The organism is Rhodococcus sp. BH4 (assembly GCF_002079265.1).
GTDB classification, from domain to species: Bacteria; Actinomycetota; Actinomycetes; order Mycobacteriales; family Mycobacteriaceae; genus Rhodococcus_F; species Rhodococcus_F qingshengii.
Genome location: NZ_CP014941.1, coordinates 2,137,757 through 2,151,145 on the forward strand (window position 1 = coordinate 2,137,757; position 13,389 = coordinate 2,151,145).

Here is a 13,389-nt window from a genome sequence, read left to right on the forward strand (position 1 = left end):
CCCCGTGTCACTTCAGTTCTCCCCGTCCCGCGCCGCCGCTGTTCTCATCGCGGTCGCCTTGGTTTCGGCAGGTTGTTCCAAAGGCGAAGCGGCTGGTGGTTCTTCAACCACCGAATCCTTTACGCAGCCGGTTTCCATCACGAACTGCGATCGAGAAGTAACATTCGATTCGCCACCCCAGCGGATCATCACCATGAACGATCACGTCACCGAAGTACTCATCGAGATGGGCGTCGGTGACCGGATCGTCGGGATGGGATACGGCGACAGCACACCAACCCCCGAGACCGCCGAGCAGTTCGCGAAGATCACCAACCTCGCCAAGGAATACCCGACCACCGAGCAGATTCTCGATCTCGATCCCGATTTTGTCGTCGGAGGTATGAGCAGCGCCTTTCAAGAGAAGGAAGGCCGTTCGCGGGACCTGTTCGCCGAACGCGGAATCAACACGTTCCTGTTCTCCGAGTACTGCGGCCAGGGATTCCCCGACATCTCGATGCTGGAAAACGACTACGAGCAGTTGGGGAGAATCCTCGGCGTCGAAGGTGAAGCAGCCGAGGTCACCGATCAGGTAACGCAAGGGCTCGATGCGGTGAAGGCGGCAGTCGGAGATGCACCGCCGGTGCCGACATTCTTCTATGACGGCGGCAAGGACGTTCCGACGACGATCGGCGGAGTGGGTGTCGGTCAGCTCGTCGCCGGCTACGCGGGAGCGACGAACATCTACTCCGAGGGCGAGCGCCCATACGTCAAGACCACATGGGAGGTCGTGGGTGAGCGTGCGCCCCAGGCGATCGTCGTTCTGGACTACGGATCTGAGAACGCCCAAGCGAAGATCGATTTCCTGAAGTCACATCCCGTCATGGCCACCACTCCCGCCGTCCAACAGAATCGATTCGTGGTCATTCCTCTCGACGACTTCTTCGAGAGCCCTCGTCTGGTGCGCTCGGCCCAGACCATCGCGGCGGGTCTGCATCCGGGCGTAGTTCCGGCACAGTGACCAGATCTCGTTCCAGCTATACCGCTTTGCTTGCAGTCCTGTGTGTTGCGCTTGCCGTGGTCATGGGGCTGGCGGTGTCTTTCGGGTCGGTCCGCATTCCCGTCGGTGACGTCTGGGCGATAGTCGGAGCCCGTTTGGCGCCAGGGACTTTCGAGACGTGGTGGACCGCGGCGCGGGAGTCGATCGTGATCGACTCCCGCCTGCCACGTGCACTCACTGCCGCGGTAGTGGGTGCTTCGTTGGCCATGGCAGGTGCAGTTGCTCAAGCTGTCACCCGTAATCCGCTTGCCGATCCGTATCTGCTCGGAGTCTCGTCGGGCGCAGGATTCATGGTGGTTTTGGTTACGGTTCTGGGGATCGGAGCCGGAATGCTCGGCGTATTCACGATTCCTGTTGCCGCGTTCATCGGAGCGATGATTCCGTTGTTCCTCGCGTTGCTGATTGGTGGTAGATATCCGCAGCCGACTGCAATCATTCTTGTGGGTGTTGCGCTCGGACAGATATTTTCGGCATTGATCACTTTTTGTCTCTTGGTGATTGCAGACGAGCGTCACATCACTGGAGTTATGCATTGGCTCGCCGGCGGATTCGGTGATGCACGATGGTCGACGCTGATCTTCCCGACGATCACACTGGCCGTCGTCGGCACAGCCCTTCTGTTCAGTTCGCGATGGATGGACGTTTTGCAGACCGGTGACGACGGGGCTGCTGCACTCGGTATGAACGTCCGACGGTTCCGTGTGTTGTCCTTGCTCGCGGTCTCCGTACTGGCGGGCGCAGCAGTCAGCGTTGCCGGTGGAATCGGTTTCATCGGTCTGCTGATCCCGCATCTGGCCGGCTTCATCGTCGGCACCAGAGCAATTCGACTGCTCCCTGCTGCAGCCCTGCTGGGCGCCGTCGCGATGGTTGCCGCGGATACCGCTGCGCGCTCGGTGGCACAATCCACTGAAGTTCCGGTCGGAGTGATCACGGCCCTCGTGGGTGCACCGATCTTCGTCTGGATGCTCTACCGGCAGTATCGGAGGCTCGAACAGTGACACAGGCCAGAACAGTGACACTCCCGAAAGACTCCGAAACTGCGCCCCTGCTCGAACTCGTCGAGACCCGGGCGCGGCTCGGAAATCGCGAAGTGTTGCGCGGCATCACTTTCGCAGTCAAGTCCGGTGAAATATTGGGCTTGGTCGGGCCGAACGGCAGTGGCAAGACGACGGCGCTGCGCTGCTGCTACAACGCTTTGACGCCGACAGGTGGCGCAGTTCTGATCGATCAAGTCGACTCGACGACGCTCTCGCGTAAGGACATCGCCCGAACTGTCTCGGCAAGTGTTCAAGAACCCACTGTCTCGGCAGGACTTTCGGTTCGTGAATCGATCGCGCTCGGACGAACTCCGCACCGCAGCTGGTTGGACCGAAGCACGGAGCGCGATACCACCATCGTGGACCGGTGCATCGAGCAGGTCGGTTTGGTCGAGCTTGCCGGACGAGACGTATCGACCCTGTCGGGTGGTGAGCGGCAACGTGTCTCGATAGCTCGCGCATTGGCTCAGGAGCCCAAGGTTCTGTTGTTGGACGAGCCGACCAATCATCTCGATCTTCGTCACCAGTTGATCGTGATGGAACTGCTTACCGAACTTGCGTCGGCGGGGCTCGCAGTTGTGGTCACGATGCACGATCTACGGTTGGCAGTCGAGTACTGCGACAACCTTGCCGTGCTCACCGAAGGTGAACTCCGCGCGTGTGGGTCTACGGTCGAGGTGTTGGACGAGCCGTTGTTGGCCGAGGTTTTCGGCATCAGGGCGCGAGTCGAACGCGGAGTACGTCCGCGGATGGAGATATTGGGGCTGGCATGACGGAATCGGTGGCCGGGATCTACGCCCGTATGGCAGTAGCTGTGCCGTTCTTCGACAACCTGAGCGCGTATCCGGATACGGTGCCCGCGGTGTTGATGACCGACCCCCAGTGGTTGGCAGCACGTGTCGCCGATACGGCAGAGCGATGGGGGAGTGCGGACAGTCGAGTGAACGGCACGTTGTGGTGGTACTCGGCCAGCTCGACGCTGACCGGCATTCCGATCGGAACCGGGATGGTCACCGGGTTCGCGGCCGATCCATCGTTGGACGGTGGGCGGATCTTCTTGCGTGACAACGGCTATCTGGGCGGTTTTGCTGCCGGATCGGTCATTCCGATCTCGCGGAGTGTGGCGGAGTTGGGCCACACGATGTTCCGCTCGCTCAATCCCGTGATCGAGGTACTCGCCGAGGTGTCCGGCGTTCGGCAGCAGGCGCTGTGGGCGATCACAACGGACTCCATCGCCAATCGCAGCCTCGATGCCGCCGGTAATGCGCGGGAGCGCGGAAGTGCATTTGCGGCCGGTCTGATCGAAGTTCTCCGCGGTGAGAACCCGGGCATTCCGGTCCCGCGTTTCGTGGACGTGGATCGCAGAGAATCTGCTGTGCGCGTAAGTAATCCATTGACGCCGGTGGCATTCGGGCGACGCAGATTCACGCAGCGGGCGTCGTGCTGCCTGATCTACGAGGTACCCGGTGAAGGCAAATGCACCAGTTGCCCGAAGCGCGCACCCGAAGATCGGGTGCGCGCCTTGGCCGCTCTGGTGTGACTGTGGGTGGGCGGATTCAGGTGTTATCGGATCAGTGAGCTGCGACCTTGGAACGGTCGAGTCCCAGCGCGTCGGTCATCGTGAAGAACAGGTCGGTCTGGTCCGTGAGACCGCTGACGTTGGCCGCATGCGGGCCGAAAGCTGCTACGCGCAACTGAGTTCCGGTGTGTCCTTCGGACTCGACGGCCGGATCCTCGGACGTTCCGTAGCTGATCGTCATCTCCGAGCCGTCCTTCGTGGTCAGCTTGCGGGTCAGTCCGGGGTAGACGATTTCCTGGGCGCGCTCGACCGGGATGTTCTGGTCCTTGGCGATGGTGGCGATGTCGTCGGCGCTGACATTGGTGACGATCTGGCTGGTGTGAGCGTGGTCGGCTGTGACGATGACCAGGGTTTCTCCGTCGGTCTTCGCAAATTCGAGTGCCTTCTGCACAGCTTCGTCGAGGTCGACGGTTTCACCGATCTGACCGCATGCGTTGGCTGCGTGATCCTGCTTGTCGATCGAGGCACCTTCGACCTGGAGGAAGAATCCGTTGTCGTTGACCTTCAGTAGGTCGATGGCCTTCTGAGTCATGTCCGCGAGCTTGGGTACGTCGGAGGTTCGCTTGGGGTTGTCGACGCAGGTTTCGGCGGGCTGCAGGTAACCGTCGCGGGTGGCGACGGATCCTTCCCAGCGGACGGGCATGTTGCCGTCGGCGAACAAGCCGAGCACGGGTGCATCCTGATCGGCCTTGCCGACCTCGTTCATCTCGGCGGCGTTCTTCACCAGCTGGTAGCCACGGGCGGCGGCCTGCTCATTGAGTGTCTTGCCCTGCCAGTCACCGGCTTTCGCAGTTTCGGCGAAGGACTTGGCGCCGCCGGCAAAGGTGACGTCGGCGCGGGTGTCGAGGAGTTGTTCGCTGATCGATCCCTTGCCGCCGTTCTCGAGGGCGTTCTCCGGGCAGGACTTGGACGTCGCCTCCGGTCCGTAGCACTTGCGGCCACTGACGTGCGCGACCTGCACTGCGGGGGTGGCGTCCTGCACCTCGGCGGTGGAGACGTTGCCGGTGGCCTTGCCGTTCGCCTTGGCGATCTCGAGGACGGTCGACTGGGCCTGCCCCTTGATGTCGACCGAAATCGCGCCGTTGTAGGTCTTGGTGCCGGTGGACCATGCCGATCCGCTGGCTGCGGAGTCGGTGACGTAGTCGGGCTTGCCGTCCTTGGTCAGTGCGTAGTGCGTGTACTGGCCGGTGATCGGCAGGGCGTCGAGGCCGGGGAAGCTGCCCGCAGCGCCTTCGGCGTAGTTGCGTGCGGCGGTGATCTCCGAGTCGCCCATGCCGTCCCCGATCAGGAGGATGACGTTCTTCGCGCCGGAGGCATTGACGGCGTCGCGCACTGCGGCCGACTGATCACCGTCGATGCGACGAGCGCCACCGTTCGAGGACAGTTCGCCGGTCGCGGCGCGATCGACGGTCGCGCCGTTCGAGCCGGTGGCCTCGTCGGCGCTGCTGCTGCAGCCGGCAGCGGCCAGAACGGCGACGGCGCCGGCGACGGCCGTCAACCTACGTGTGTTGCGCGAGAACGACATACGAGTAGTACTCCTGGAAACAGTATGGATGGAGATTATGAACGCCGCTAATGATCTGGGGCGAAAGTGAACGGAGTGCAGACATGCGTACATCTGAATGTGACGAGACGGTGAGGGTTGAGATTCGCTCTGTTGACTGTGGGTGAGTGACCTGTCAGACTGAATCTGCATCGAACATCAGTTCGATGCATGTGGTGCGTCTTCCCTTTCGGCATCCTCGAGCAGTCGGTCGTCCCTGACGGCCGACTCGATCAGGTGCGAGGTCAGTGTGGGTTGGGGAAATGGGCCGCCGACGTGGTCCGAGATGGAACGGGTGCTTTCCGGACGACCCGGCCGTGTGGAACATGAGGATTTGTTTCCGGGCGATGGAAGCGACAGCCCCGCCTGGTCAAGAAAGCGCGGCGAGTACCACGCGGGCGAGCTCACCCGTGGTGCCGGTGTAGTTCCTTACGCAGAACTGCACGCTCACTCGGCCTTCAGTTTCCTCGACGGTGCATCACCGCCGGAAGAGCTGGTCGAGGAAGCAGTGCGTCTCGGGCTCGAAGCTATCGCCGTCACCGATCACGACGGCTTCTACGGCGTGGTGAGGTTTGCGGAAGCCGCACGTGAATGGGGAATGCGCACCGTGTTCGGGGCCGAGTTGTCTCTGGATTCGGTACCCAGAACCGGCACGTCAGATCCCGGTGGAACGCACCTCCTGGTACTTGCCCGTGGGCAGGAAGGGTATCGCCGGCTCTCGCGGGAGATCGCTGCCGCGCATCTGGCGGGCGGCGAGAAGGGCAAACTGCAGTACGACTACGACGTGCTGACCGAAGCGGCCGGTGGCCACTGGCAGATCCTGACCGGGTGCCGGAAAGGTCATGTGCGGCAAGCCTTGACGTCGGGTGGTCGCGAAGCAGCGGCGGATGCCTTGGGGGATCTGGTCGAGCGTTTCGGGGCGGAGCGAGTGTCGGTGGAACTCACTCATCATGGGTTGGCGGAGGACGACGAGCGCAATGCCGTTCTGGCCGAATTGGCGAGAGAGCATGGACTACGTACGGTGGCGACCACCGCCGCGCACTTCGCCGCTCCTCCGCGTCGACGCCTCGCCATGGCAATGGCGGCTGTGCGGTCGCGTCAAAGCTTGGACGAGGCAGCAGGATGGTTGGCCCCTACCGGCGGAGCGCACCTGCGGTCCGGCGCGGAGATGGCGGCACTGTTCTCGCTCTATCCCGAGGCTGTCAGTGGTGCCGCCGATCTTGGTCGTGAGTGCGCTTTCGATCTCAAGCTCATCGCGCCCAAATTGCCACCGTTCGACGTGCCAGCCGGGCATACCGAGGCGTCGTGGTTGCGTGAGCTCACCATGGTGGGGGCGCTGGAACGCTACGGACCGCCGGAAGGTGCACCGAAGGCATACAAACAGCTCGAACATGAACTTGCCATCATCGAGGGATTGAACTTTCCCGGATATTTCCTGGTGGTGCATGACATCGTGTCGTTCTGCAAGAACAACGACATCCTCTGTCAGGGAAGAGGTTCCGCTGCGAACTCGGCGGTGTGTTACGCGATCGGCATCACCAATGTCGATCCGGTTCGCAACAAACTGCTGTTCGAGAGGTTTCTTGCGCCTGAACGTGACGGCCCGCCGGACATCGACGTGGACATCGAGTCCGACCGCCGGGAAGAGGCGATCCAGCACGTGTACGCGAAGTACGGGCGTACGTATGCCGCGCAGGTCGCCAATGTCATCACCTATCGAGGAAAGTCGTCGGTGCGGGACATGGCTCGGGCGCTGGGCTTTTCGCAGGGACAGCAAGATGCGTGGAGTAAGCAGGTCGGCCGGTGGGGTGGTATCGACAAGAATGCGGATACCGATATTCCGCGTCCGGTACTCGAACTGGCGGCGCAGATCGAAGGCTATCCGCGGCACCTCGGTATCCACTCAGGCGGCATGGTCATCTGCGATCGTCCCATCGCCGACGTCTGCCCGGTGGAGTGGGCGCGGATGGCCAATCGCAGTGTCCTGCAATGGGACAAGGACGATTGCGCTGCCGCTGGGCTGGTCAAGTTCGATCTGCTCGGCCTCGGCATGCTCTCAGCTTTGCACTACATGATGGACCTGGTAGCCGAACACAAAGGCATCACAGTCGATCTGGCGCAACTCGATCTGTCGGAAACAGCGGTGTACGAGATGTTGCAGCGGGCAGATTCGGTGGGTGTGTTCCAAGTGGAATCACGTGCGCAGATGGCGACACTGCCGCGTCTGAAGCCTCGAAACTTCTACGACCTGGTAGTCGAGGTCGCGCTCATCCGTCCGGGGCCGATCCAAGGCGGATCAGTGCATCCGTACATTCGTCGGCGCAACAAACTCGAACCTGTGTCCTACGACCATCCGTCGCTCGAGAAGGCACTCGAACGCACGTTGGGGGTTCCGCTGTTCCAGGAACAGTTGATGCAGATGGCCGTCGACGTTGCGGGCTTCACGCCGTCCGAGGCCGATCAATTGCGTCGGGCAATGGGATCGAAACGCTCCACCGAGAAGATGGAACAACTGCGCGCGAGGTTCTATCAGGGCATGCGAGACCTACACGGCATCGGTGACGAGGTTGCCGACCGGATCTACGAAAAGCTTTATGCATTCGCTAATTTCGGTTTCCCGGAAAGCCATTCACAGAGTTTTGCCGCGCTGGTCTTCTACTCCTCGTGGTTCAAACTTCATCATCCCGCTGCGTTCTGCGCCGGACTTCTGCGCGCGCAGCCCATGGGTTTCTACTCGCCGCAGTCCTTGGTTGCCGATGCGCGCCGGCACGGAGTGCAGGTACACGGTGCAGACATCAATGTCAGCCTCGCGCATGCCACCGTCGAGGCAGGTGGATTCGAGGTTCGGCTGGGGCTGGGGGAAGTGCGCAACATCGGCGATGCACTCGCCGGGAAAATTGTCGAACAGCGCGACCTCGGTGGACCGTTCACGTCGTTTCTCGATCTGACCGGGCGGGTGGAACTGACTACCGCACAAGCTGAATCGCTGGCGACCGCCGGTGCACTAGCCAGCTTCGGTATCTCGCGTAGAGAAGCGCTGTGGGCAGCGGGCGCTGCGGCGGGGGAGCGCCCCGACCGCTTGCCCGGTATCGGTGCGTCGGTCACAGCTCCCACCCTGCCCGGCATGAGCGACGTCGAATTAGCGGCGGCGGATGTCTGGGCGACAGGAGTATCTCCCGACACGTACCCGACACAATTCCTCCGCCCACAGCTCGACGCGCTCGGCGTGGTGCCGGCGTCGAGACTTCTCGACATCCCGGACGGTGACCGTGTGCTGGTAGGGGGAGCAGTCACACACCGGCAGCGTCCGGCCACAGCTGCGGGCGTCACGTTCATCAACCTCGAGGACGAAACCGGCATGGTCAACGTCGTGTGTTCGGTGGGGTTGTGGGCAAAGTACCGAAAATTGGCAAATACGGCGCCGGCGTTGCTTATTCGAGGGAAGGTGCAGAATGCAGAAGGCGCTGTCACCGTCGTGGCAGACCGGATGCAGCTGATGGATCTGCGAGTAACGGCCAAATCGCGAGACTTCCGTTAACGCCTGATTCTGGCCACCGTGTTAGTGCCGAGAGACAATTTTGTGCCGAGAGGACAAATGTGGAGCTCAACTCTGACCTCCGAGCATATGGTGCGGGTCACATTTGCTCCCTAGGGTTGTCGCTTGAGCGCGATCGATTCACCACACGCAGCCGCGGTCAGTTGCCTTGCGCGTGAATATCGTCGCCTTCCAAACGCGCTGAACCAAAAGCACTTCGAGTCGAAGAGGAACTTCATGAGCACAGCGATTCTCGTCGCACACGTACACCCCGCCGATCCGTCTTCGGAGGATGCGTTCAACCGCTGGTACGACGACGTGCATATTCCGCAGGTCGTCGAACGAGTGCCCGGAGTTGTCTCCGCCTCCAGATTCTTCCTGGCGGATGTGCAGTTGCTGCCCGAGGATGCATTGCCCGCGCGCCGCTACCTGAGCATCTATCAACTCGACACGGAAGATCTCGCGGGCACCGCGCAGGCGTTGGGAAGTGCTTTGGGCGACGGAACTCTCGACATGTCCGAGGCCATCGCGACCACCGGTGACACCGGACCCGAATTGCTTTTCTACGTCCCGACCGAGAATTGAAGGGGAACGCTGACATGTCCGATCTTCTCGCGAACAAAGTTGCAATTGTCACCGGCGCAGGTGCCGGAATCGGCGCCGCCATTGCCCGGGCATTCGGGGCGGAGGGCGCGAGGGTCGTGGTCTCCGACATCAACGGTGGCGGAGCACAGGCAGTGGCGGACTCGATCGACGGAGCTATCGCTGTCACCACTGATGTCACCGACGAACAGCAGGTCAAGGATCTCGTCGCCAGAGCGGTCGAAGAGTTCGGCGGACTGAACGTCGTAGTACCCAACGCCGGTATCGCCACCACGACCCCGCTGATCGAGACCTCGTTCGAGGACTGGCGGAAAGTGATGTCGGTCAACCTCGATGGAGTGTTCTTGACAGTGCGTCATTCGCTGCCCGCTCTCGTCGCATCCGGTGGCGGTTCGATCGTGAACATCTCGTCGATCTCGTCGACCACCGGCTCGCCTTTGATCGGCAGCTATGCCGCAGCCAAAGCAGCAGTTCGCAATCTCACCGAAACCCTGTCAGCCGAACTTCGCTTCCACGGAATCCGCGCGAATGCATTGCTGCCCGGATTCATCGATACCGACCTGGTCAAGAGTCACCAGCAGGATTTCGAGAATGCCCTCGGCCTCGAGTCCGGGGGATTCGACGACTTGATGGTCACGAAGCAGACGCGCTATGGCCGGACCGAGGAAGTTGCCGCCGCCGCAGTGTTCTTTGCGAGCGACCAGTCGTCGTGGTGCAACGGCAGCAGCCTGGTTCTCGACGGAGGGTTCACCGCTTCTCTCCTCTGAGCAGCAGAACCCTTTCCGAACGTCACCCGATCACCATTCGTGCGAGGATCCACACCATGACCAACCGCGCCGTGTACGTACTCCCGCCTGGAGGATTGAACAACCTCGAATCGAGGACGATCGAGACCCCGGGCCCGGGTGCGGGTGAGGTGACGATCGCGATCCACGCGAATTCGCTCAACCACCATGACTACCTCGTGGCGACCGGAGAGATAGCAACCGACGGTCCGCGGATCCTGTTGTCCGATGCTGCCGGGGAGGTCGTTGCGGTCGGAGACGGCGTAACGCAGTTCAGCGTCGGAGATCGCGTGATGAGCACCTATTTGCCGCATTGGCGGAGCGGCACACCGGATTTCGACGGATTCGGAAATTCGCCGGGTGACGGTGTCGACGGGTTCGCCCGCGACACCGTCACCGTGCCGGTATCTGCTGTGACAGTGATGCCGCGAAACTACACCTACGAGGAAGCCGCTACCTTGCCCACCGCGGGATTGTCAGCGTGGCGCGCACTATTTGCCGGAGTCCCGATCATCCCAGGGTCGTCGGTGTTGATCCCTGGGACCAGCACGGTAGCGTTGTTTGCCGTCCAGCTGGCCAAAGCTGTTGGAGCCCAGGTGATCGCAACCTCGTCGGCCCCCGACAAGATGGCTCGATTGACCGAACTCGGTGCCGATCACGTGGTCAACTACCGCGAGCGCCCGGACTGGGGATCGGAGGCGATGCGGCTCAGCGGCGGAATCGATCTCGTCCTCGACGTCGGCGGGCCTTCCACGCTCGGTCAATCTCTCGCTGCAGTCCGACCCGGCGGGCGGATCTGTGCGCTGGGAATCATGAACGGCCCGTCGTCGTCGATCGACCTGACTTCGCTACTGACCAAACAGGTCACCATCGAAGGTGTTCTGGTGGGCAGTCGTGCACATCAGGAGGAGATGGTCGCCGGGCTGGAGAGCCTGGCGCTTCGTCCCGTCATAGATTCTTCCTACAGCCTCGACCACCTCGCTGATGCTTTCGAGCAGCAGAAATCCGGGCAGGCCTACGGCAAGATCGTCATCACAAACCCTTGATCGCTTGCCGGTCCCAACGGGGATCGGTGAGGATTTCCGCCGAGTCGCCGACAAATGCACGTGCGGCAGTCTGGTCGCCGCTGAGGGTGAATCTCAGCCACGCGGTGAGGTAGCCCCGGAATCCTTCGCCATCTGCGGCCCAATTGTGGCCGACGCCAAGCAGTCTGCCGCGGACCGCCGGTCCGGCGGTTTTGTCGAAGTACTCAGCTTGCGGATCGGCGGTGGAGACCGGGTCGTCGGCGCCGGTCATGAAGAACGTCGGTCCGGTCAACTGGGCCACGTCGATCACGTCGACAGGTCGCGAGGCCCACCACGGGTCAGGCAAATCGAGTACCGCCGTGGCGGTGATCAGATTCGCGGACTGGGTTGCCGCGTTGATCGCGCCACCGGCGCCCTGGGAGTGTCCGACCGAGGCAATGTTGTCGGTGTCGATCCGCTGGTGAAAAATGCTCTCAGCGTTGGTGTTCTGATCGACGACGTACTGGGCAGCCCCCAAGATCTCCGTCCCGTCGCCGGTGACGCTGCTGTCGGCCACCACAACGACAAAACCCCAAGAAGCGAGATGCTGCAGGAGCGCTTCGTACTCTTCGTAAGTCGCGTAGCTGCCGTTGCCGAAGGTGATGACGGGATGCCGATTGCCATCAGACGACAAGTCGGCTGGGTAGAACAGTTGGTACCCGGGAACTGAATCGGAAGCCACTTCATGCGCACCCTTGGCTGCATACAGATCGCTGATCGATTCCGACGCGATGGATTCGGTGGTCGCGACTTCGGGAGTTGTCGGAACCCCCGCGGTGGCATGAGTGACGGCACCGGAGAGTGCCAGCACACACGCCCCCGCGGTGGCATGAGTGACGGCACCGGAGAGTGCCAGCACACACGATGCAGTCACGACGGCGAACGAGAACTTGGTTCGAGAAGGCATGGGCACAAGTATGTCTTGTACGGTCGCGGTCGGTCAGGCCGAGACGGGTGTGTGCCGTTCTTCGCCGATTCGATCTCGGATGAGGAAGACGGCGATCACCCCGAAGACGACCAAGAGGACGGTCAGTAGAGAGGTGATGGCGGCGGCGCCGCTCACTTCCGTGGTCACCGAAGTGTCCAGCCCGCCGGTCGAGAGAATTGTGGTGGGGTCGGTGAGGCCGTGTAACACGATTGCGGCCCAGATCGTGCCCGTCACGCGCATTGTCAGGTACATGCACATACCGAAACCGAAGGTGTAGACAACGGTGACCAGAACGGTTGACGCCTTCATCCCGGCGATGAGGTTGACGGTGTGCATGAGTGCAAACACCAGTGAAGACACGACGGCGACAAAGCGCTCCCGGTGGCCGGCGTCGCGCAACATCTTCACTGCCAGGCCACGGGTGGCCAATTCCTCGGTCAGGCCGACGCACACACCGAGCACCAGCAGGGCGATTACCTCGCCGGTGGTCCAGGCGCTCCAATCGGTTCCCGCCAGATGCGCAACAATGGCGGCGACCACGATGATCGGACCGATCCACATCCAACCGCGCCCACGAATGGGTTGTGGGCCGAAGATGCCGCGCAGCCAGCCGACCTTTGTCGTGAAAACCAGCAGGGCGATCCCGCCGATCGCGATGGGCAATGCGACGCCGAGGAGGATGCTGGAGGCGCTTGCCACGACGTTGTCCGTGTCGATCTGGTCTGCAAAAACCCGAGAGGTAACCTGCCCGACAGCAAGATAGAACGCCAGGTAGACGACGATCAGCAGGAGCACTTTCCACACGGTGGGGCGACTCCAAAAACCGGACTTTTCGGGAACCGTATTGGTCATTGTCAGATCGTAAAGGGAGCTGCACGAAAACGCGCGGGTACCGTCTATTCGGACAGCAGCGAACACGAAGGCAGGCGCAGAAGAAATGTTGGAAGTCGATTTGAATGCACTGGACACGGCTTTGGCAGCGGGTGAGCCGTTGATCGACGTCCGTGAGGCCGACGAGTTCGCTCAGGTCCGAGTTCCCGGTGCGACGCTCATTCCGCTCAGCGAATTCGTCTCTCGCGTGGGTGAAATTCCGGACGCGGAAACGGTGTACATCATCTGCGCCGTCGGTGGTCGGAGCTTGCAAGCCGCTGAGTATCTGCAGGCTCGCGGCATCAATGCCGTTTCGGTGGCCGGTGGAACGATGGCGTGGTACCAGTCGGGGCGCCAGGTCGAGACCGGCGAATAGTGCGTAACTGTTGGGGCAGCTCCCGTTTAC

The 13,389-nt window shown here is 61.8% G+C and carries 12 protein-coding genes; 9 read left to right on the forward strand and 3 right to left on the reverse strand.

Annotated elements, in window-relative coordinates:
• Positions 1-4: 4 nt before the first annotated feature.
• The 4 genes from A0W34_RS09895 to A0W34_RS09910 are packed head-to-tail and all read left to right on the forward strand — an operon-like array spanning position 5 to position 3,616.
• The gene (locus A0W34_RS09895) at positions 5-1,000 is read left to right on the forward strand and encodes an ABC transporter substrate-binding protein (RefSeq protein WP_030535103.1); all 996 of its coding nucleotides are present in this window, start codon (positions 5-7) and stop codon (positions 998-1,000) included.
• Positions 997-2,037: a FecCD family ABC transporter permease gene (locus tag A0W34_RS09900; RefSeq protein WP_065455169.1), complete on the forward strand. Its 1,041-nt coding sequence runs from the start codon at positions 997-999 to the stop codon at positions 2,035-2,037. Before A0W34_RS09895 ends, A0W34_RS09900 begins: the two co-directional genes overlap by 4 nt.
• Entirely contained in the window at positions 2,034-2,849 is an 816-nt protein-coding gene (locus A0W34_RS09905; RefSeq protein ID WP_372452363.1) for an ABC transporter ATP-binding protein, read from the forward strand. Before A0W34_RS09900 ends, A0W34_RS09905 begins: the two co-directional genes overlap by 4 nt.
• Positions 2,846-3,616, forward strand: a complete 771-nt coding sequence (locus tag A0W34_RS09910) for a (2Fe-2S)-binding protein (RefSeq protein ID WP_081557630.1) — start codon at positions 2,846-2,848, stop codon at positions 3,614-3,616. The genes A0W34_RS09905 and A0W34_RS09910 overlap by 4 nt, the downstream gene beginning before the upstream one ends.
• Before the next feature lie 31 nt (positions 3,617-3,647).
• Here the strand turns inward: A0W34_RS09910 and phoA are convergent, their stop codons facing one another.
• Positions 3,648-5,180: an alkaline phosphatase gene (phoA, locus tag A0W34_RS09915; RefSeq protein WP_003940796.1), complete on the reverse strand. Its 1,533-nt coding sequence runs from the start codon at positions 5,178-5,180 to the stop codon at positions 3,648-3,650.
• A 268-nt stretch (positions 5,181-5,448) separates the two neighbouring features.
• On the opposite strand from phoA, the gene A0W34_RS09920 reads away from it, so the two are divergent.
• From A0W34_RS09920 to A0W34_RS09935, 4 genes are all read left to right on the forward strand, one after another.
• Complete coding sequence (locus tag A0W34_RS09920; protein WP_081557631.1) at positions 5,449-8,736, forward strand: error-prone DNA polymerase; 3,288 nt, start codon at positions 5,449-5,451, stop codon at positions 8,734-8,736.
• Between the two features lie 234 nt (positions 8,737-8,970).
• Entirely contained in the window at positions 8,971-9,318 is a 348-nt protein-coding gene (locus A0W34_RS09925; protein ID WP_007727425.1) for a hypothetical protein, read from the forward strand.
• 14 nt (positions 9,319-9,332) lie between these two features.
• On the forward strand, positions 9,333-10,103 hold the full coding sequence (locus A0W34_RS09930) for a glucose 1-dehydrogenase (RefSeq protein ID WP_030535097.1): 771 nt from the start codon (positions 9,333-9,335) through the stop codon (positions 10,101-10,103).
• A 56-nt stretch (positions 10,104-10,159) separates the two neighbouring features.
• A complete protein-coding gene (locus A0W34_RS09935; protein ID WP_003940989.1) occupies positions 10,160-11,167 on the forward strand; it encodes a zinc-dependent alcohol dehydrogenase family protein in 1,008 nt (335 codons plus the stop codon).
• Here A0W34_RS09935 and A0W34_RS09940 read toward each other — a convergent pair.
• Together A0W34_RS09940 and A0W34_RS09945 are read right to left on the reverse strand one after the other, a co-directional pair.
• A complete protein-coding gene (locus tag A0W34_RS09940; RefSeq protein ID WP_081557632.1) occupies positions 11,154-12,092 on the reverse strand; it encodes a poly(ethylene terephthalate) hydrolase family protein in 939 nt (312 codons plus the stop codon). The two genes, A0W34_RS09935 and A0W34_RS09940, sit on opposite strands and share 14 nt — an antisense overlap.
• A gap of 33 nt (positions 12,093-12,125) precedes the next feature.
• Positions 12,126-12,965, reverse strand: coding sequence for a CPBP family intramembrane glutamic endopeptidase (locus tag A0W34_RS09945; RefSeq protein WP_081558780.1), 840 nt, complete (start codon positions 12,963-12,965; stop codon positions 12,126-12,128).
• 85 nt (positions 12,966-13,050) lie between these two features.
• On the opposite strand from A0W34_RS09945, the gene A0W34_RS09950 reads away from it, so the two are divergent.
• Positions 13,051-13,359, forward strand: coding sequence for a rhodanese-like domain-containing protein (locus A0W34_RS09950; protein ID WP_003940684.1), 309 nt, complete (start codon positions 13,051-13,053; stop codon positions 13,357-13,359).
• Positions 13,360-13,389: the final 30 nt, after the last annotated feature.